This window comes from Cryobacterium sp. TMT1-2-2 (assembly GCF_004403505.1).
Lineage (GTDB): Bacteria > Actinomycetota > Actinomycetes > Actinomycetales > Microbacteriaceae > Cryobacterium > Cryobacterium flavum.
The window spans coordinates 165,246-183,925 of the sequence record NZ_SOGS01000026.1; the positions used below are offsets into that span (position 1 = coordinate 165,246).

The 18,680-nt window shown below is 62.7% G+C and carries 22 protein-coding genes, 1 tRNA gene and 1 pseudogene; 11 read left to right on the top strand and 13 right to left on the bottom strand.

What is annotated here, in order from left to right:
- Nucleotides 1-5: 5 nt before the first annotated feature.
- Both E3T35_RS17300 and E3T35_RS17305 read left to right on the top strand, forming a co-directional pair.
- On the top strand, nt 6-1,508 hold the full coding sequence (locus E3T35_RS17300; protein WP_092340660.1) for an NAD(P)/FAD-dependent oxidoreductase: 1,503 nt from the start codon (nt 6-8) through the stop codon (nt 1,506-1,508).
- Nucleotides 1,509-1,581: 73 nt separating this feature from the next.
- Nucleotides 1,582-1,658 (top strand) — tRNA-Leu (locus tag E3T35_RS17305).
- A 35-nt stretch (nt 1,659-1,693) separates the two neighbouring features.
- On the opposite strand, the gene E3T35_RS20315 is transcribed toward E3T35_RS17305, so the two are convergent.
- From E3T35_RS20315 to E3T35_RS17330, 5 genes are all read right to left on the bottom strand, one after another.
- The gene (locus tag E3T35_RS20315; RefSeq protein ID WP_370449351.1) at nt 1,694-2,212 is read right to left on the bottom strand and encodes a tyrosine-type recombinase/integrase; all 519 of its coding nucleotides are present in this window, start codon (nt 2,210-2,212) and stop codon (nt 1,694-1,696) included.
- A gap of 343 nt (nt 2,213-2,555) precedes the next feature.
- Nucleotides 2,556-3,395 (bottom strand): DUF6671 family protein, encoded by an 840-nt coding sequence (locus E3T35_RS17315; RefSeq protein WP_134380277.1) that lies wholly within the window; start codon nt 3,393-3,395, stop codon nt 2,556-2,558.
- Entirely contained in the window at nt 3,392-3,709 is a 318-nt protein-coding gene (locus E3T35_RS17320; RefSeq protein ID WP_233197391.1) for a transcriptional regulator, read from the bottom strand. The genes E3T35_RS17315 and E3T35_RS17320 overlap by 4 nt, the downstream gene beginning before the upstream one ends.
- A complete protein-coding gene (locus tag E3T35_RS17325) occupies nt 3,706-6,144 on the bottom strand; it encodes a putative inorganic carbon transporter subunit DabA (protein ID WP_166789999.1) in 2,439 nt (812 codons plus the stop codon). The genes E3T35_RS17320 and E3T35_RS17325 overlap by 4 nt, the downstream gene beginning before the upstream one ends.
- A complete protein-coding gene (locus tag E3T35_RS17330; protein ID WP_092340664.1) occupies nt 6,141-7,595 on the bottom strand; it encodes a proton-conducting transporter membrane subunit in 1,455 nt (484 codons plus the stop codon). The genes E3T35_RS17325 and E3T35_RS17330 overlap by 4 nt, the downstream gene beginning before the upstream one ends.
- Before the next feature lie 88 nt (nt 7,596-7,683).
- Here E3T35_RS17330 and E3T35_RS19950 point away from each other — a divergent pair, with 88 nt between their 5' ends.
- The 5 genes and pseudogenes from E3T35_RS19950 to E3T35_RS17355 form a co-directional block, all read left to right on the top strand.
- Entirely contained in the window at nt 7,684-8,244 is a 561-nt protein-coding gene (locus E3T35_RS19950) for a hypothetical protein (protein ID WP_241988896.1), read from the top strand.
- A gap of 252 nt (nt 8,245-8,496) precedes the next feature.
- Entirely contained in the window at nt 8,497-8,937 is a 441-nt protein-coding gene (locus E3T35_RS17340; RefSeq protein WP_134380279.1) for a GyrI-like domain-containing protein, read from the top strand.
- 710 nt (nt 8,938-9,647) lie between these two features.
- Nucleotides 9,648-9,767 carry a hypothetical protein gene (locus E3T35_RS20320; protein WP_370449352.1) on the top strand — a complete coding sequence of 40 codons (120 nt, stop codon included), beginning with the start codon at nt 9,648-9,650 and terminating at the stop codon, nt 9,765-9,767.
- Between the two features lie 334 nt (nt 9,768-10,101).
- A complete protein-coding gene (locus E3T35_RS17350; RefSeq protein WP_134380281.1) occupies nt 10,102-10,617 on the top strand; it encodes a GNAT family N-acetyltransferase in 516 nt (171 codons plus the stop codon).
- Between the two features lie 61 nt (nt 10,618-10,678).
- Nucleotides 10,679-11,095, top strand: a pseudogene (locus E3T35_RS17355) (2OG-Fe(II) oxygenase family protein); the annotation flags it as partial.
- 20 nt (nt 11,096-11,115) lie between these two features.
- Here the strand turns inward: E3T35_RS17355 and pdxH are convergent.
- From pdxH to E3T35_RS17375, 4 genes are all read right to left on the bottom strand, one after another.
- Entirely contained in the window at nt 11,116-11,757 is a 642-nt protein-coding gene (pdxH, locus tag E3T35_RS17360; RefSeq protein WP_174777112.1) for a pyridoxamine 5'-phosphate oxidase, read from the bottom strand.
- A 553-nt stretch (nt 11,758-12,310) separates the two neighbouring features.
- Nucleotides 12,311-12,571, bottom strand: coding sequence for a Txe/YoeB family addiction module toxin (locus E3T35_RS17365; RefSeq protein ID WP_134380285.1), 261 nt, complete (start codon nt 12,569-12,571; stop codon nt 12,311-12,313).
- Nucleotides 12,568-12,819 (bottom strand): type II toxin-antitoxin system Phd/YefM family antitoxin, encoded by a 252-nt coding sequence (locus E3T35_RS17370; RefSeq protein WP_134380287.1) that lies wholly within the window; start codon nt 12,817-12,819, stop codon nt 12,568-12,570. Before E3T35_RS17370 ends, E3T35_RS17365 begins: the two co-directional genes overlap by 4 nt.
- Nucleotides 12,820-13,080: 261 nt before the next feature.
- The gene (locus tag E3T35_RS17375; RefSeq protein WP_134380289.1) at nt 13,081-13,446 is read right to left on the bottom strand and encodes a VOC family protein; all 366 of its coding nucleotides are present in this window, start codon (nt 13,444-13,446) and stop codon (nt 13,081-13,083) included.
- A gap of 88 nt (nt 13,447-13,534) precedes the next feature.
- On the opposite strand from E3T35_RS17375, the gene E3T35_RS17380 reads away from it, so the two are divergent.
- Nucleotides 13,535-14,479, top strand: a complete 945-nt coding sequence (locus tag E3T35_RS17380) for a YafY family protein (protein ID WP_134380291.1) — start codon at nt 13,535-13,537, stop codon at nt 14,477-14,479.
- Between the two features lie 465 nt (nt 14,480-14,944).
- Here E3T35_RS17380 and E3T35_RS19955 read toward each other — a convergent pair whose 3' ends face one another.
- Nucleotides 14,945-15,133, bottom strand: a complete 189-nt coding sequence (locus E3T35_RS19955) for a response regulator transcription factor (protein ID WP_241988897.1) — start codon at nt 15,131-15,133, stop codon at nt 14,945-14,947.
- A gap of 193 nt (nt 15,134-15,326) precedes the next feature.
- Here E3T35_RS19955 and E3T35_RS17390 point away from each other — a divergent pair, with 193 nt between their 5' ends.
- The 3 genes from E3T35_RS17390 to E3T35_RS17400 all read left to right on the top strand — a co-directional run bounded on the left by E3T35_RS17390 (nt 15,327) and on the right by E3T35_RS17400 (nt 16,904).
- The gene (locus E3T35_RS17390; protein WP_134346340.1) at nt 15,327-15,668 is read left to right on the top strand and encodes a hypothetical protein; all 342 of its coding nucleotides are present in this window, start codon (nt 15,327-15,329) and stop codon (nt 15,666-15,668) included.
- Nucleotides 15,669-15,978: 310 nt separating this feature from the next.
- A complete protein-coding gene (locus E3T35_RS17395; RefSeq protein WP_134346339.1) occupies nt 15,979-16,224 on the top strand; it encodes a hypothetical protein in 246 nt (81 codons plus the stop codon).
- A gap of 173 nt (nt 16,225-16,397) precedes the next feature.
- A complete protein-coding gene (locus E3T35_RS17400) occupies nt 16,398-16,904 on the top strand; it encodes a GNAT family N-acetyltransferase (RefSeq protein ID WP_134380295.1) in 507 nt (168 codons plus the stop codon).
- Nucleotides 16,905-16,932: 28 nt separating this feature from the next.
- Here E3T35_RS17400 and E3T35_RS17405 read toward each other — a convergent pair whose 3' ends face one another.
- The 3 genes from E3T35_RS17405 to E3T35_RS17415 all read right to left on the bottom strand — a co-directional run bounded on the left by E3T35_RS17405 (nt 16,933) and on the right by E3T35_RS17415 (nt 18,668).
- The gene (locus E3T35_RS17405) at nt 16,933-17,412 is read right to left on the bottom strand and encodes a GNAT family N-acetyltransferase (protein WP_134380297.1); all 480 of its coding nucleotides are present in this window, start codon (nt 17,410-17,412) and stop codon (nt 16,933-16,935) included.
- A 281-nt stretch (nt 17,413-17,693) separates the two neighbouring features.
- Complete coding sequence (locus tag E3T35_RS17410) at nt 17,694-18,104, bottom strand: RidA family protein (protein WP_134380299.1); 411 nt, start codon at nt 18,102-18,104, stop codon at nt 17,694-17,696.
- 12 nt (nt 18,105-18,116) lie between these two features.
- Nucleotides 18,117-18,668, bottom strand: coding sequence for a dihydrofolate reductase family protein (locus tag E3T35_RS17415; protein ID WP_134380301.1), 552 nt, complete (start codon nt 18,666-18,668; stop codon nt 18,117-18,119).
- Nucleotides 18,669-18,680 lie beyond the last annotated feature (12 nt).

Here is an 18,680-nt window from a genome sequence, read left to right on the forward strand (position 1 = left end):
TCATCGTGCCCAAAATTCTCATTGTTGGTGGCGGCTACGCCGGTTTTTACACGGCGTGGAAGCTCGAGAAATGGCTACGATCCGGCGAAGCCGAGGTCACCATTGTTGACCCGTTGCCGTACATGACGTACCAGCCCTTCCTGCCGGAGGTGGCTGCCGGGTCTATCGAGCCGCGTCACGTGGTTGTGTCGCACCGTCGGCACCTCAAGAAGACCAATGTTGTCTCCGCCAAGGTTACGTACGTGAACCACGCCGAGAAGACGGCCACGATCACTCCGCCGATCGGTGAGCCGTACGAGTTCAAGTACGACATCGTCGTCGTCACGGCCGGTGCTGTGTCGCGCACCTTCCCGATCCCGGGTGTTGCCGACCAGGCCATCGGCCTGAAGACCGTCGAAGAAGCCGTCGCCATTCGCGACCGCGTGCTCACCAACTTCGACCGGGCCGCTGCCCTGCCGGCTGGCCCGGAACGCGAACGTCTGCTTACCTTCGTCGTGGTCGGTGGCGGTTTCGCTGGTATCGAGGTGTTCGCCGAGCTGCGCTCCTTCGCCACCTCGCTGCTTACCCTCTACCCGGAGATCAGCTTCGAAGAGACCAACTTTCATCTCATTGAAGCCATGGGTCGCATCATGCCCGAGGTTTCGCTCAAGACAAGCCTGTGGGTTATCGACAACCTGGCCGGTCGCGGTGCGCAGATTCACCTCGACACCCAGCTGACCAGCGCGGTCGACGGCAAGATCGAGCTCTCCACCGGAGAGACCTTCGAGACCGACCTCATCGTCTGGACGGCCGGAGTCATGGCCAACCCCACGATCGTGCGTCACACTGATCTGCCGATTGAAGAGCGTGGTCGTCTGCAGGTTCGTGCCGACCTGCGTGTTGGAACCGAAGACGACATCATCGCTGACGCCTGGGGTGCCGGCGACGTGAGTTGCGTTCCCGACCTGAGCGGTGGCGGTGTCGGCGGCAACTGCGTGCCCAACGCCCAGCACGCCGTGCGTCAAGGCAAGCTGCTCGCCAAGAACTTGGTTGCTGTGCTGCGCGGCGAAGAGCCCGTGCAGTACCTGCACAAGAACCTCGGTGCCGTGGCCGGTCTCGGCATTGGTGTCGGCGTGTTCCAGAGCGGTAACCTCGCCATCACCGGTCTGCCGGCCTGGTTCGCGCACCGCGGCTATCACGGCCTGGCCATGCCCAGCTGGGAGCGCAAACTGCGCGTCGTCTGGGGCTGGGTCAACAACGTGTTCCTCGGTCGCGATGTCGTGTCGCTCGGCGCCACCGAGAACCCGCGTGCTGTGTTCGAAGAGTTCGCGTCGCGTCCGAAGCCGCCGGCACCGGCTGCTGCTGCACCCGCAGCCAAGGCGCCGACGGCTCCGCGTGCGCCTCGTGCGCCGCGCAAGCCCACGGTCAAGGCTGCTGCAGCGGATGCCGCCGCTGGCGCCACGAAGGCACCCGCCGCGCAGGCGCCGGTTGCGGAGAAGGCGGCCGCTGAGGCATCCGCTTCGAAGTAGCTTTTCGGTAGGTGCTGCCGGGCGGTATTCGCGCTCGGCAGCACCTACGCTGTAACTGCCCGTCACCGGGTATGCCCCCATAGCCCAATTGGCAGAGGCAGACGACTTAAAATCGTCACAGTCTGGGTTCAAGTCCCAGTGGGGGCACCACGAGAATTTCTACTCTGATCTGGGATTTAACTTGGTCACCGGGGCCTCAGTACCCTGTTTGCCCATATTCCGCCCAGACTTGAAATCATTCGGGCCTGATCGAGGGCCACTGCGACGCTGTTCAGGTCGTCGTCGAAGAGCTCCGCGTACACGTCGAGGGTCATCGCGGCCGAGGCGTGGCCGAGCATCCGCTGCAGCGCTTTGACGTTCGCGCCGGCGGACACAGCCAAGCTCGCGGCGGTGTGCCGTAGATCGTGCGGCGTGACGCGCGGGAAAGTCGGATCGACCTCCCGGGCGCGTTTGAGGGCGTAGACCAGCCAGCCGTCCCGAGTTGACGGGGTGCGCTGGTGCGACAGCCCGTTGCCGAACAGGATCTGGTCGGGTGTCTTGTCGGCGCAAGCAGTGCCAAGCGGTCCGCCAGGAACGGCGGGAACGGAACCGTGCGTGCCTCGTGCGACTTGGGCGTGCCGAGGAGAATCTTGCCGCCGACCCGCACGGCGTTCTCCCGTACCGCCAGACGCCTGCGGGTGAGGTCCACGTCTCGCACCCGTAATCCGGTCACCTCACCCCAGCGTAGGCCGGTGTGGGCGAGGGTCAGTATGACTGTTCCGTGCGTCGTCGCCGAGGTTGCGAGCAGGTCTACCTGTTCGTGTGAGAGATACGTGTGCGGTTTCTTCAACCGTAGGCTTCACCGAGCCTCAGATACCTCTCACCAACCGAGTTCAAGCAAGCCCGCTACGCGGCCCTCAACCGAGAGCCGCAATCCGCATAGGAACGGCAGTAAACCTGGGGCGATTCAGCGAGGGAAACAACGCCGTCGACACCACTCGGGAAGGTGCCTCGGAATGAATCGAAATTCGTGGCGTCGTGGGGGTTGGCCTGGACGCGGGCGTCGGGTCAGGGGTTGCAGTAGTCACACCAGGTGGGGTCGGCGCGAGTGTTGTCGCGTGGGACTCTGGTCCGGTGGTCGCATTTGCCGCAGGCGTGGATGTCGGCGGCGATGACGCGGGTCGGGGAACCGCATTGGGAGCAGGGGAGGCCGTGTTCGACGTCGACTTGCCCGAACCCGGGGGTCTGACAGGTGGGGCATTCGGTGGCGAGACGTTGGGCCATTTGGGCGCAGAGGGTTCGGATGGTGTCTGCGCGGGAGGGTGCGTGGTGCGCCCGGTAGTCGGGTAGAACGATCACGGTGGACCCATTCTTGAGCATTGCTTGAACGGTCTGCTCAAGCTGGTCAAGGTTCGTGATGTTTTTGTGGGCGGTGGTTAGGGCAGCTTTCGTGCTTTGCACGATCACTCCTTGGGCGGGGAAGCCTAGCGCTTCACCGTAACGTCGGGCTTGGGGTGCCGCGGTGATGGTGTGGCCTCCGGGGATGGGGGAGGTGGTGCGGGTGCCTTCAATGAGTTCCAGTCCGAGGTCGTCGTCGATGAACAGCAGAATCTCCATGTGCTCGACCGGCCCGAAGGTTGCGCTGAAGCTTCCCTCGGAGGCAAGACCGAGGGTGCTGCTGGCCATTTGCATGCCGAGGCGAGCTTTTGCGCGGGCGGCAGCTCTGGGGGTGAGGGTACGGGGGATATCGCCGGCGAAGGTTCCGAACTGGTCGGTGTCCAGTCCTTCGGGGGCGGTGACTGTCGCACCGAGAACGTCGCGGAATGCGTCGCGTGCGAGGTGTTCTTTGCCATGCATGGTGGCGAAGGTGATGTGGCGGTCTTTGTAGTGCGTGGGGCGGGGAGTCATTGGAAGTACTCGGGGCGGGAGACGTAGGTGTCGGCCACGAACATGACTCCGCTGGAGGTGCTGAGCAGCTCGCGGATGGCGTCGATGAGCTCGCCGGCTTTGCCTGGGGGAAGGACGGTGATGAGCATGGTGAGGGTGTCGTATTCGTTGAACAGCAGGGCACCAGAGTGTTGGCCATGGTGGCCGATGCCAGACACCCCGGATACCGAGGTGTAGCCGGTGGCGCCGGCGGTGGTGATCAATTCGCGGATGGCGGAAGCGTCACGGGCGGGTACGATCACCTCCAGTCGAGTCATCTGAGTCAGGTTGTTCACAGTGAGGTCCCTTCCGTGGTCGAGTTTGTCGGTTTCCACCCGTAGGCGCCGTACTGGTGCCAGGGTTCGTGGGCGGTGCTGCGGGCGGTGAGGGTGATCCAGTCGTTGTCGAACAGGTTCCTCAGCACCTGGTTGCGGGAGATGATGACACCGATCCGCTCCAGGGGTGCCTCGATGATGACGGCCAACCGCATCGGCTCATGGAAGAGTGTTGTGCCGACCCCGACCGATTGCCAGGGCAGCCCGCGCCGGAGGTCCCCGGCCTGACCGGCGATCACTCCGATGGTGCCGATGGCGTTGTGAATGGTTTTCGTGCCCGCACCCAAGGTGTCGGGGTTGAGCGCGGAGAAGTAGTACTGGTGGTTGATCCACTGCGCGACCACAAGGGGGGCGGTCATGATTGTCTCCAGGGCGGTCCCGTCCGGGTCGAGGGAGGTGTCGTAGGAGTGCAGGAACACGCGCCGGCCGAGGTCGATCCCGCGGGTCAGGGTGCGGGAGCCGATGACCATAGCGGCGTTGCCGGCGAGCCCGAGCTCGGGGTACACCTCCGCCCAGTCATACGCCCGCGCCCGCACCCGTGCTGGGGACTGCCTCCTCGTCGCTCCCGGAAGATCTGCCGCGCGCTCGTTCAGGAGCGCTAGTCCAGCGTCGTAGTGCAGCTGATCAAACTGGCTAGTCAGGCCGCGGTGGGTGTCGGCGACGAGGTGATGGTCGAGCAGGGTGATGGTGTCGCGGGTGGTGTTGTGGTCGGCTGCGACGAAAACCGTGTCTTCCGGGATGTCGATTCCTCGCAGCATCAGCAGCGCCCGGACGGCCGGGTCGTTGAAGATTGTTGCGGCGGCGCGAGCGTTGGCAGCGCCAGGGTTTCCGCCACACGCGCCGCAGTCCAGGGCGGACTGGTAGAGGTTGTTGGCCGACTCGGAGGAATGTCCGGCCAACACCACCAGTGGTGCGAAATCGGTTATTCCCATCATCCTTACGGCGGTTTCGGCGATGCCGGCGCGTTCCTCGAGCGTGAAAGCGTCCGCGATCGTCACAGAACTATGCAGCGGAACTGAATGCCAGCGGTTCAGTCGTCGATGCAGGCTGGGTGCAAAGGTGCGTAGCATGCTGGTTGGACCGTAGAGCCAGCCGGCCGTTTCCGCGAACGCGAAGGGGGTTGCGGTGCTGGAGTCAGCGTTGTGCACGGCCCGACGAAGCGCGTCCCGGGCACGACCGCGCGCCACATACTTCTCAGCGTGAACGGTGTCGGTCGGGTCCTCAGTGAGGGTGTGACGTGGCGTGAGCAGAGCGGGCAGCGAGTTGATGCTCCCGCGGGCGCTGTATCGGGCGAACCGGACGGGTACCCCGAAGAACCCGGCGAACCCGAACGTCTCCACCTCGTCCGTGATTTCTAGGTGACGTCGCATGCCTTCCGATCTGGGGTCGATGCACATCACCACCTGAAATGTGGGCCGCACTCCACGAGTCGAAGTCGCCGGGCTCAGGGACCGGATCAGGGTGGTGCGGTAGTGCAGTTCGTAGGCTTTCTGCCAGGTGAACGGGTGCTCAGTGATCGGGTGGTGGGCCAGCACGCGGGCAATGGCCGCCACGGCTTCACGCGTGGGTCGTTCACTGAGGCGCGCGGTGAGCTGTTCAGCCCGCTGCCAGAGCCCGGCCCGCTCATCGGCTACGCCAGCGGGCGACGGCACTGCTGCCACTGGGAGGGTGAGCACTGCTCGTAGGACGAACCGGCTGGCGAGGTAGGAGGTCAGGTCAATATCGCCGTGCTTTTCTGCCCGCCACTTGATGTAGCCGACCCATCCTGGCTGGTGCTCCAGTTCTTGGGCGAGGGTACCCCGGATCAGTTCTGGGGCGATAGCGAGCCGGGCCAGCGCCCAGTCGAGGGCCGCGTCCGCCTGCACTGGTGCTTCCCGCAGGGTCCGTCGCGCGGCCCGAGGCAGACAGGGGTCCCGGAGGGCCAGGCGGCGCCAAGCCCCAAAGAACCCGTCTTCGATGTGAGGCATTGGCCACAGCGGATCCGGGGTCAGGCCCGCGGGCAACCATGCAGCCAGATACTCATCAAGCCACCGCGTCGAGCGCGAAGGTGCGGACGGTGTCGGGATCGGAGCCCACGAGGCGGTGGTCATGTCGAGGACGGCGACTCGAACGGCGGGGACCGTCTGCCCGTCCACGCTGAACGTGGCGGAGGAAAGTTCCGGGATTCGTTCGCTGATTGCTTGGGCAAGGTCGGCATCGGTAATGCGGCCCTTCCTCAGATCCTCCAAATAGTCGTGCTGATCGCGGGTCAGCGCAACCCCCGCCGCGGTGACAGTGTGGAAAGGGTCGGCCTCGTGGCCGGCCAAGGGGTTCACGGCGATGAACGACTCCACCGGCCACCCGGACACGATGTTCCGGGCGGCAGACGCGATCTGCGCGCGAAGAATCAAACTCATGACACAACTCTCTGAACACTCGGCGGTCGGGATACGGTCGTCGTCACAGCGCGGGCATAGACGAGATTGCGGAAACCGGTGAGGCACTGGGTGCTGGCAAGCAGTTGCACGCCCAGCAGACTGAGCCCCGGAAGCAGCAGCAGCCATGCGGGGGCAGCAGTGATGGAGAAGACCGGCTGTAGGGCAGCGGTGAAAGTGTGGAGGAACGCGACGTAGCCGACCAGGAGGAGCACTGTCGCGCCGACACCGGACACGAAGGTGCGGAGCGTGAAGTGAGTGATCAGGGCGGAAGCCAGGGCGACGGAGGCGGTCAGGGAGACGAAGCCGAGCAAGCCGATCGTTGCCGCTGAGGCTGTGGGCGCCAGGACCAGTTTTGCGGCCAGCAGCGTGCCGCCTGGCACGAGGACACCCACCGCTACCGCGATGCCGTAACTGACACGGGTGCGAGGTTTCGGGTCGGGTAGGTCGCGGCTGACGGTGTGTTGGGTGATGCCCGCGCCGGCTCCCAAGAACAGTGCGGACTTGAAGAGGGAGTGAGCGATCAGGTGGAAGATCGCGGCGGCGAACAGCCCGAGGCCGCAGGCCATGATCATGAATCCCATCTGCCCCATCGTCGAAAACACCAACCGACCCTTCACGTCCGCACGCACCAACCGCACCGCAGCAGCGTAGGTGAGTGTTGTCGCTCCCACCAGAAAAACGATCGTCATGACCGAGGCGTGCAGAGCAATGGCGGGAGCGAACCGGAACAACAGGATCGCGCCTGCGTTGACGACACCGGCGTGCATCAGGGCGGACACAGGAGTGGGTGCCGCCAAAGTGAACGGCAACCAGCCGTGAAAAGGGATCTGGCTGGAGCGTGCGAACGCACCTGTCGCCAGCAGCCCGGCCACGATCACCTGCACCGGCACCGGCAGGCCCGTGACCACAGCACCCAGCCGGGCCCAGGACAGGTCCCCGCCACCCGCCACCAGCAGCACCACCACCGCGGACACGAACGCGGCATCGGCGAGGATGAACCTCACCGCGGTGGCCCGCTTCCCGCGCCGAGCCTGAGCTAGCGGAAAATACGTTCCCAGCAGCAGTACCAACGCCGCTCCCGCGCCGATCCACCCGACTGCAAATACCGCGACGGAGCCTGCACACACCATCAGAACGGTGAACCCTGTCAATAAGGCGGAGGCGGCCACAAACCAGAGCTGGCGTGAGTCGCCTCGAAGGTAGCGGATCGCGAAGCTCTGGATCAGGGCGCTGAGGCCTAGCACCAACGCCGATAACACCACTGCCAGGCCATCCACCTGCAGCGTCGACCGCTGGATCCCCACGCGCAGAGAGCCCGAGGAGAAGATGACCGGAATGGCAACGACCGTGACCAAAAATCCGACCCCCATGACCACCGCTACGAGACGTGCGACCACCTCCGCCGGCTGGTTCAGTTGGTTGCCGTTCATACCCGCCCCTCATAACACGTAACATAAAACACGATAAATATAACACGTGTTGTGGATCGGAAATTAGCAATGGGGAAAAGCGGGTCCCGTGGGGGTCAATAATTTGATGACGCACTGGACGTTTCTGACCAATCACGCGCACGTGCTGCTGTGTGTGGCCGATAACCCGAACGTTCGGCTGCGGGACGTGCCAGTGCAAGTCGGCATCACCGAGCGGGCAGCGCAACGCATTGTCACCGAGTTGGAAGAGGCCGGCTACCTGGAGCGGGAGCGAGACGGGCGGCGCAACCTCTACCGCCTGAACACGGCGATGCCGCTACGGCACCCGCTGGACCGCGACCACCGCATCGGGGAACTGCTTGCTTTTCAAGCTCTACGGCCCGCCGGCACGACCGGGCTGCCTCAGGGCTCCAAGGCCCAGGCCGAGCAGGTCCGCTCGATCGCCGTCGATCGACTGGGCGCGATCCTCTGGCACGCCCCTGCAGAGGTCATGGCGCGCCTTGACTTCACTTGCAGCTATAGAGAAACTGCCCTCCACGGCGAGATCCACTCCCGAACGTTGGGGTGTCCGCTGACCGTTCGGCTTACGGTCGGTGGTGGATGGTGGCATTCTTCAACTCTGGCTATCCATAGACAAATTCGAGGATGATCGTTTGGGGAAACGGATGAGTGTGAATTGCTTGTATTTCAGGTTTTTCTCCTGTGCGATCAGGCGTGTGTGTTGGCAGAATTGTGTGCACCGGTCGAAGTGAACTTTCTGTCTGATGACCATCTGCCTACGGATCTGGATCCGACCATTCAGGCCATCAAGCCGACAACAGTCCCTCTGGTTAGAGTGGCGAGGCCCTATCATTCTGGGATACACGAGTAAATCGTTCGGGGCCAAGCCTGGGAGGGACCAATGGAGATTGTTGAACTTGGTGAAACTGCCGTCATCGGAATCGAAGTTGTCGCTGACTTCGGCCAGCTACGCTCCGAGATGCCTGCGGCCTGGCGCGAGCTGTTTTCCCGTCAAGACGAGCTGCCCGCCTTAGGCACAGGCGTCTTCGTCGAGGCCAGCAACCATTTAGGCGATGGCCGTTACCGCGAGATTATTGGAGCAGTAGCTGTCGTCGCCGACGTTGCAGTGCCTGATGGTATGGCTGTTGCGCTCCTTCCCGGTGGAAGATTCGTCCACCACCGGCATGACGGTTCGGTGGCAACCATCGCAGGCGGTTACCAGACGATTTATGACTGGGCTGCAGAGCAGGGATTGACTCTCGGGAACCGCAAGCTCGATGTCGGATACACGGCCGATGATGTTCAACAACCGCACGAACTTTACGTCGACATTCTCATCTGACGGCCGCCCCCATTCACGACGAGATCAGGCTATACCGGCCGAACCGCCGTGCAATGCCAGTGATCCGCGCAGCTGTCGAAGTCGTCCGGATGCGGCAGCCTCGTCTACTTGTTGAGAGAGGGACTCGGTGGCAGGTCATCTTTCCCGTGTGGCACAAAATCAGCGAGTTCGGCAATTCACGTAGTCCACCCGAGATCTCTCCCGTTGACTGTTTCCCTTGCGGGCGTTCTCGTCCAGCCCGCCCACATTGCTCCTCCGACTCGCTGGGTGGAGCAGCCTTCGGTCGACAGACCTTGATGGCCGGAGGCGTTCTCGTCCTCGTCGCACTCATCGCATTTTTCAAGGCAGTGCTGAGTCTGCGGAAGCTATCGCGAGCGACCGGGTGGTTTTCCGCGCAATGACAAACCCAGATACGGCCAACCGCTCGGGCTGTCAGATGGCCTGGACGAATCTCACCGGCGCGTCTCGATTGCCCTCTTCGACGGTTTCGAGCTACTCGACGTTTTTGGCCCGTTAGGCCTACTCGGAATGCTGCCGCAGGCGTTTTCTGTCGAATTGGTCGGCTCCTCTCAAGGGCTTGTGAGGAGCAGCCAGGGTGCCGAGGTCGTGGCGACCGTTGGGTATCGTGACGCGAAACTTCCCGGCATCGTCTTGTTCCTGGAGGACGAGGTACTCGCTCGCTCGTCAACGACGCCGAATTCTTCGAGAGGCTGGCAGCGTGGGCGAGCGAGGCAAGACTCGTGACGTCGGTGTGCACCGGGGCCGCTGTGCTCGCCGTGGCCGGGCTGCTCGACGGGTTTCGAGCGACGACTAATAAACGTGCGTACTGATGGGCGACGTCGTATGGTTCGTCCGTCGAATGGGTCACTCAAGCACGGTGGGTAGAGGACCGCAGCTGATGGACGTCTTCAGGCGTTGCGGCAGGAATTGACATGACCGCCGCATTGGTTGCGCATCTCTTCGGACCAGAGACTGCTGCGGCGGTGGCCGCCGCTGCCGAGCTCAAGATCCACACGGACCCGCGCTGGGATCCCCTCGCTGCGGCAAACGGACGAAAGCCGTCCCGCAGAGGGTTCCCTTTCAAACACGAGGTGCTCGAGACCCCGCCTCGCGTGCTGGCACAGCCCGATGTCCCCCTGACGTGCCGATCCGTACACTGGTCACATGTCAGCCAGAGTTCGCCTTGCGCGATCGGGAGACCTCGACGTCATCGAGAAGATTGAAAACGATGCCGACCAGCTCTTGATCAACACACTCAAGCCGGAGGGTTGGGCTGCCGCCCCCTCGGGAGCTGCTTGTGAGTCGCAGCCCGGCTTCATCCTTGTCGTCGAGCTCGACGACGGTCACGTTGGCGGGTTTGTTCATGTTCTCGAGGTCGACGGCCTGTGCCACTTGGAGCAGCTGTCCGTAGCGCCGGCGGAGGCGCGGAAGGGTTGGGGGCGGGCGCTCGTGGAGGCCGCCAAAATCCAAGCGCAGGAGCGCGGGTACCACCGCATCTCGCTTCGAACCTACGCGGACGTCTCGTGGAATGCCCCGTTCTACGCAAGTGCCGGTTTTGTCGAGGAAGAGCCATCCACGCAATTTCATCGTTCCCTGGTCGGCGTCGAGGCCGAACTTGGACTTGACCGATATGGGCACCGGGTACAGATGGTTGCCTACGCTGAACCATCAACCCCGTAAGAGGTTCGTCTTTCGGAGTGAGGTCGTTGTGGAATCGGGCGGCCAATCCGGCGATGCGACGAAACCGTTCACTGTGATGAAGATCGTGCGCTACCCCGGCAAGTTCGACCCGACGCCGAAGCAGGGCGTTGGCGCGCATAAGGATTCCGGCGTGTTGACACTCCTGCTCGTCGAACCGGGCAAGGGCTGCCTGCAGGTCGAGAAGGACGGTGCCCGGATCGATGCGCCGCCGCTGGATGGGGCCTTCGTGGCGAACATCGGCGAGCTGCTCGAGGTGGCCACCGACGTCTACCTGAACGCGACCGTGCACCGGGTGATCTCGCCGCTCCTCACCCTGCCCGACGAGTTGGAGACCCCAGGCATCATGGCAGAACCGGAGAACCCGATCTTCACCACGTACGGCGAGAATGCGCTTAAGAGCCGGCTGCGCACGCATCCGGATGTGGCCGCGATCCACTACTCCGACCTCGCCAAGTAACCCCCGGCCGCGGGCCGCGGTTATGGCTGGAGCCGCTCCATCGTCCAGCCACCCGCGTCACCGGCCGTGAACCGCAGGCGGTCGTGCAGCCGGGACGTGCGGCCCTGCCAGAACTCGATCGCGCGGGGAACCACACGGAACCCGCCCCAGTCGTCCGGCCGCGGAATGTCCGTGTCGTCCGGATAACGCTCTTCCACCCGGCGTACCTGCTCCTCGATCAGGGCGCGGCTTGCGATGGGCCGCGACTGGTCGCTGGCGACCGCGGCGACGCGAGACGCCCTCGGCCGGCCTACGAAATAGGCGTCGCTGGTGGCGGTATCCGTGGGGCTTGCCGTGCCGTAGACGATCACCTGGCGCTGCATGGCATACCAGGGGAACAGCAGCGAGACGTCCGGGTTGACGCTCAACGCCCGGCCTTTGCGGGACGCGTAGTTGGTGACGAATTCGAAGCCGCTGCCGTCGAGGCCCTTGAGCAGCACGGTTCGGCTGCTCGGCCAGCCTTCCGGGTCGACGGTGCTTAGCACCATGGCATTCGGCTCGTAGAGCCCGGCCTGCTCCGCGGCAGCCAGCCACACGTCGAACTCGACCATCGGGTCGGGGTTGACCCCGGACTCGTTCAGGCTCACTGCGCCGTAGTCGGTGTGACTCGTCAGGGATTCCATCAGTATTCTCGCCCTCGGTTTGAGCCGGCGGAATACGAAAGCTCCCCGGCCTGCCCCTCCAGCCTAGGAGGAACAGGCGGACGGGGAGCCTGTGGCCGCGTGTGTGTCAGTCGCGCTTTTCATAATCGTGGCCTGAGTTGTGGCCCTGTAGTGGTTCCCTTTGCGGGTAGTTCGACTTCCGATGGTGCGCTCGAAGTTCGTGAAATCCTTCGACGTGGACATCATGGCGTCAGTGCCCGGTGTACAGTCCCGCCATGCCCTCGCTTATTCAGCAGAGAATGGCCCTAGAGCGTATTCGCACGTCCGCCATTGTGTGGACCGTGTTCGGCGGGTTTTGGGGCCTGCTTTCAATCGCCAACCTGCTTGTGGGCACAGAGCTGACGCGAGGGGCCCTATACCTCGCCGTCGCGGGAGGGCTGATCGCCGTTGGGCTTGTCAAAATGAGGCGATACCGACGTGAAATTACAGCGTTTGCGGTCGAGAATGGCCCCGACGCAGGCTAGCGTTAACTCCAGTCCGGGCGTCTCGCAGAGGGTTCCGCATACGGCCTGCGTTAGCGCCCGTAGTGGTATCGACATCCGGCGATACGGACTTCGTCGTTCTCGACCTTGTAGATCAGGCGATGTTCGTCTGTAATCCGACGTGACCAATACCCGTGGAAGCCGTGCTTGAGGGGTTCGGGTTTTCCGATTCCTTCATTGCCGTTTCGAATAACGTCGCTCAGGAGCGTATTGATGCGTTTGAGGATCTTGCGGTCTTGCGTCTGCCACCAGCAGTAGTCGTCCCAGGCGTCTTCGTCCCAGATCAACTTCATTCGTTAAGGTCATGCTGCGTGCCGTGGCCAGCCTCGAGCCGCTCGATCGATCCGAGGAGGCGGCGCGCGTTCGCAGGGTTCTTCAGCAGATACGCGGTTTCCTTGAGCGACTCGTAGTCGTCGAGCGAGACGATGACCACGGGTTCGTGTCCTGCACGAGTGATAACAACTTCTTCTCGGTCATCCACCACTGCTGAGAGTGTCTCGGCGTACTTCGCCCGGGATTCTGAATATGTCATGGTGCGCATTGGGATCCCTTCACGTACAGAAAATTGTACGTCATCTTGGTCGCGACTACAAGATGCACCCACGGCTCCACCATCGTCGCGTAAGCCGTTCGGCTTGTGGGATATCCCTGCGGGGCAGGTCGCGCGTGGTGCTCAGCCTGACCAGCGGTGGGCTGTCAACCTATCGAGCGTGATACCGGGCTGGCCGGGTGACCGGTCAGGTCAGGCATTGCGCCCGTCAGAGCCAGAATTATTTAGTGGAGCTTGCGCTTGTACTGCGTTTCAGTCGATCGGCGAGACACGAATGAGGTTGCCATCCGGGTCGGCGACCACGAACGTGCGCCCGAAGACGTCTTCGTGCGGCTCTTCGATGACAGTGGCGCCCTTGGCCGTCCACGCGGCGAAGCAGGCGTCGACTCCAGATGCTGATCCCGGCAGCATGAGCCCCAACTCGCTGGTTCGCGGCGTCGCAGTCGTGACTGTGTCGCCGCGGCCAGACCACAGGGCGAAGAGCACGCCCGGGGCTACTTCGAACGGGACGTATCGCGGGGTAATAGTGACAGGTTCCATCTCGAAGAGATCGGTGTAGAAGCGAGTGGAGCGCTCAACATCCGTGACGTACATGAGGAACAGGTTCGGTGTTGCCATGGGATCTCCTTGGTTGACGTTCTCGGCTCCGCCTAGCATTTCATCAATACATGACAAAGCATGTCTGGTATCCGTCGATACTGGTGAGATGAAGTCCCAACGCCTGCTTTCGATGATGTTGCTGCTCCAGACGCGCCACCGCATGACGGCACCTGAGCTGGCAGAGCAGATGGGAGTGTCGGTCCGAACGGTACTGCGCGACGTCATCGCTCTGGCGAACGCAGATGTACCGGTGTTCGCAGAGCGAGGCCGATATGGAGGCGTAGTCCTCCTTCCGGGGTCACAACTGGATGTGTCCACACTCAGCCCCGCCGAAGTCGACGCGCTGAAACTTCTGGGTCTGGACACTGGGCAAGCCCGCCAACTTGGCATCGATTCAGCGACGCGCAGCGCCCAAAGGAAGATCGCAGTCCGACGCCCGCCGTGCCGCGAGTCGGAATTGCCGTTGTCTGAATTGATTGTTGTCGACAACACTCCATGGTTTACCCCGATGCCAAGCGTCGCCGGCATCTCCGAACTCGCCAGAAACCTGCAGTCGGGCAGGCGTTTGCGGATTCGCTATCGACGAAGTGCCGAGAAAGGTGCTTCATGGCACCTCGTTGACCCGTACGGTCTTCTGGCGAAGTCCGGCCGCTGGTACTTGGTAGCCGATGTTGACGGCCTCCCGAGGCTGTATTCGCTCGAAAGATTGGAGGGCTGGGAGGTCCTGCCAGAGGTTCGGCACCTTCAACCGAACGCAACGCTCGCCAATGTAAGCCGAGACTTGAGTGCGGCGGTGGAGAACCTGGGAGCCATCACAATCAGCGCAACGTTGAAGAAGGACAGGCTTGACCTCGCTCGACGGATTCTAGGCTCGCGTCTCGCCGCCAGTAAGCCCATTGATGCTGAACAAGTCGAGATCACCGTGATCTACGACCAAGTGGATTCCGTGCGTCAGCTGTTGCAATTCGGCGCCCACCTCCACGTCACGAGTCCGCCGGAGGCACAGGCCGTTATGCGTGACGTTGCCAGTGCCACGGCAGCCCTGTACTAAGGCTGATCCTGCCGCAGAGCCCGAAGCACCCCACCCTACGGCTTTGCCTCTGGGCAATGGTGAGTCCGAAACGTGGAGCCGAACGCGTCCCGCAAGGGGTTCCCCTTACGGGGCTTGGAAATCTTCGTGCCATCACGCTCTATCGCCACTAGCCTTGACCCACAAGTTAGCAGGAGCAATTCTTGACTGTGATTCACTCTCCACTGCAGAGCCCAGCCGTACTTCTGCTGGGAATCGCTGCCATGTGCACGTTCGACCAGAATGGCATCGCGTGGTTTTGGGCCGATCAACCGCAGGGTGCATTTATTCTTCTCGCCGCTTTCACCGGTCTTTGGGTTTTGGTGCTTCGTAGCGCTCGCAGGGCCCGCACTGCCAAGGACTGAACGTTTCCGCAGGGGTTCCCTTCTGGGCGTTCTCGTCCAGCCCATGCAGTCGTCGGTCGACAGGGCAGATGTCCATGCCCGGTTAGTGCGACAGCCCGCTCTGGTAGGCGTGGGCGACGATTTGGGCGCGGGAGGTGAATCCGAGTTTGGTGAGAATGCTGCTGAGGTGTGTTTTCACCGTTGACTCGCCGATATGAGCGCTGTGGGCGATGTCGCTGTTGCTCAGCCCGCGCGCAGCGAGCAGAAAGATTTCCCGTTCGCGTGACGACAACGTGGCGATCGAGTCCCAGTCAGTGAAATCAGGCCGAGGATCGGGTACGGGAGACGACGCGTCTCCCGTCAGCGCGGGCCGATTCCGTGGCACCTCCGCCGGATGTTGGCGGATCAAGATGGATGGAGTCAACGGATCGTGGTGGGCCGTCCCCATTGCCTTCCCAAGCGCCGACCAGACGGCAGGCGACGGAATGTCAACCTTTACGAAACCGGGCGTCGACTACTTCAATCGATCGGGAATCGTCAAGGTGAAACTTCGGCCGGATGCAACAAGCGCATCTGACCTCGGGCTTCCTGTCACTGGAGAAACCGTGACGACATCCCTGCGTCCGCTGGAGATCCGGGTAGTGGGGCACAAGAGGGCACTCATCTTGGGCGCGGTTGACTCGTTCACGATCCGGTCGAAGAGCGATCGAATCGTTTCAGTCGACGCCACGTACGCGGGAAACGGCGACTACAAAGAGGTCTTCTCCGTACTGGAGCAGCTAGCCCCCAAACTGCGGCTGGACGGCGGCGGACCTCAAAAAGCTTGAGTCGGATCTGGTTGTGGACCAGCGCGCCAAGCAAGGAGATCTCTACTCCGCACAAATTGGCCCATCGGATGCCATTGGCGCGGGCGTATCTGCAACGGTAACCGTCGACCTGAAGGCAACGGGGACTCAACTGACCTTCCATGTAGCTGCTGAATCGCCGTGACGACTCGGTCAACGGGCCAGCTAAACGCTCGAGCGATCCGGTTTTCAACACTCGAGGCAATCTGCCGCGTCCTGAGTTTCTAGCCCGGCGACATCCTGGTCTGCGACGACGAGCCCGGAGGCTAGCCCTATCCGATAGATTCGGCCCATGACCAAACCACAAAGCGTTGGCCCGTATGTGAAAGTGACGAAGCGCGGATGGCCGGAATGGGTTGCCGTGATCGACGCTATGGGTGGCCGGGAGCTTCCCCATCCCGACATCGTGCCGCTGGTACAACATGAAATCGCGCATCTGGAATTGAAAAATCACGGGTGGTGGGCGCAGGGCATCACGATCGCTTACGAACAGCACATCGGCCGCCGGACAGCGCGGCCCTCACTGCTATCAAGATGAACAGTCCGCTGATCGACCATGGCCAGAGGTTCGGGTTGAGGATCATGAATGGTTCGGCGTCGAGGTGCACAAAACCCTGAAGTCGGTCCCAGAGCAGCGCTACAGCCGGGTGGCACACCGTAGTCAAAGATGCACATTCCCGCCGGGCGTCAGCACTGTGCCAGTCTCAATGAATGGATTGGCCAAGATCTGCACCTATTACGACTGCGCGCCTCGTGCTGGAACCGCTGTCGGTACTTCATGCCCCTTCTATGGTCGACGTCCTGGCCGCCCCCTCGCTCTATGACTTCACCGGCGGGGACGCGCCGTCGCTCGAGCAGTTGGAAGACCGTTATGCGGCACAGGCAGTCGGGCACTCGGCGGATGGTTCGCAGTGGTGGTTGAACTGGGTCGTCATTCAGCGAGATGGCGCCCAGCGGCTCGGGTTCGTGCAGGCAACCGTCGAGAACGACGGATCGACACTCATAGCCGACATTGCCTGGGTGATCTCACCGACCTGGCAAGGGCACGGTTTCGCGTCGGAGGCCGCTCAGGGGATGCTCGAATGGTTGCGATCAAACGGGGTGAACCATTTCACGGCACACATCCATCCGGCCAATCATGCGTCAATGCGCGTCGCGCACAATCAAGGATTACACGTGACGTCGTCGAAGAAAGATGGCGAAAATCGTTGGGAATAGGGGCTGCGCTGGGGGCTTCGGCCACCCCTCAGATCAATTTTGCCTTGTGGTCACACTCGGCTGGCGCACGCCGAACCATCCGAATCTCCTTGATTGCGTATTCTTCCTTGCACGAACCGTCGGGAATAAAACCGTGCTTACGGTAGAACGCCTGGGCTCGCGGATTGGGGTCTGCTACCCAGAGCCCCGCCGCTGTCTCGGGAGAGATGACAGCGTCGAGGAGAGCTTTCCCGGCGCCGGTGCCGTGCGCGGATGCAAGCACGTAGAGGACGTTGAGTTGCTGGCTCCATGTCGCATCGGTTTCCGCGGGGGCCGCGCTCTGTGCGATTCCGATCAGGTCGCCGTCCTGTTCAGCGACCGCGATTCGATCGTGAGCGAATCGATCATCCGTGAGCCCGATCGTCCAGAAGCGCTCTCTCGTCGACACGAACGCTGGGTCGTCCAACATCTCGTCGCGCATGATGCCCCGATAGGTTTCCTGCCAGGTCGCAACGTGCAGGCGTGCCATGGCCGCCGCGTCCGTTGGTACCGCCGATCGGATGACAGGTTGCGTCTTCATACGTTCGATACTAATAACGAATGTTTCGTCAGGCTACTGATCAGCAAGTTTGGTCTCCTAGGCGCCATGTAGACGACTAGCCGAATGGCGACCGACACGGGATCGACCGGGTCGGATGCGGCAAGAGACGATGCCTTGGTCAGAGCGCCAACCGGGGAGACGGCGACGAGATAAGCAGTCGCAGCGACTAGAGCGGATGCGGGGCGGTTGGCGGTATGCCCGCCCTGCGACTACGCCCCCGCGCCGAGACCTTGTTGGGGGAACGCAGCTACGGCTTCGATTTCGACGAGAGCGCCCGCGCGTGCTGGGGTGACCGCTAGTACCGTGACCGCGGTGCGACGGTTTTCCCAGACCGTGGCAGTGGCGGCGTACGCTTCACCGGGGTCGATGCCGGTCGCGAGATAGATCGTCAGCTTGACCACGTACTCCGCTCCGGTTCCCGCTTCGGCCAGAACGGCGAGCACGTTGCGCAAAGCCTGCTCGGTTTGCGCTCCGAGCCCATCGAGCAGCGCGCCGCTGCCATCAGTGCCGTTCTGCCCGCCAACGTAGAGCGTGGGCCCTGCGGGCGCGATCATGCCCTGCGCGAAGGCGGGGCTCTGAAAAAGCTCGGGCGGGTCGATCGGTGTGGGAAATGAAGTCATGGTGGTGTCCCTTCAGTCGGTGCGCAGGCCGTAGGTGAGCAGGGCATTGCCCTTGCTCGTCATCAAAGACCTTTGCAGGGTCAATCGCGTCAGGGGATCGGTCGGCTCGAACAGGTGACGGCCAACGCCCGCCACGACGGGGTGCGTCATCACGGTGAGCGAGTCGAGCAGGCCGGCGAAGAGCAGTTGGCGTACGAGCGAAATTCCGCCGACCAGCGAAATCTCCCCGCCCGCCGTGTTCTTCAGGTCGGTCACGAACTCTTCGAGGTCGCCGGTGATCAGCGTGGAATTCTGCCAGGCCAGCCCGCCGGTCAGCGTGCGCGAGGCGACGAGCTTCGGCACGGGATTGATGAAAGCGCCGAACGGGTCGTTATGCTCGGCGCTCGGCCAGTAGCTGGCCCACTGTTCGTAGCCAACCCGGCCGAGCAGCACGGTGTCGACGCGGTCCATCATCGCGGTCATTTCCACGCCGAGCTCTTCATCGAAGCTGTCGAATTGCCAGAGGTTGGGCGATTCGACGACGCCGTCAAGGGACATGAACAGGCCGGCGGTCAGTTTTCGCATCAGGGCTCTCCT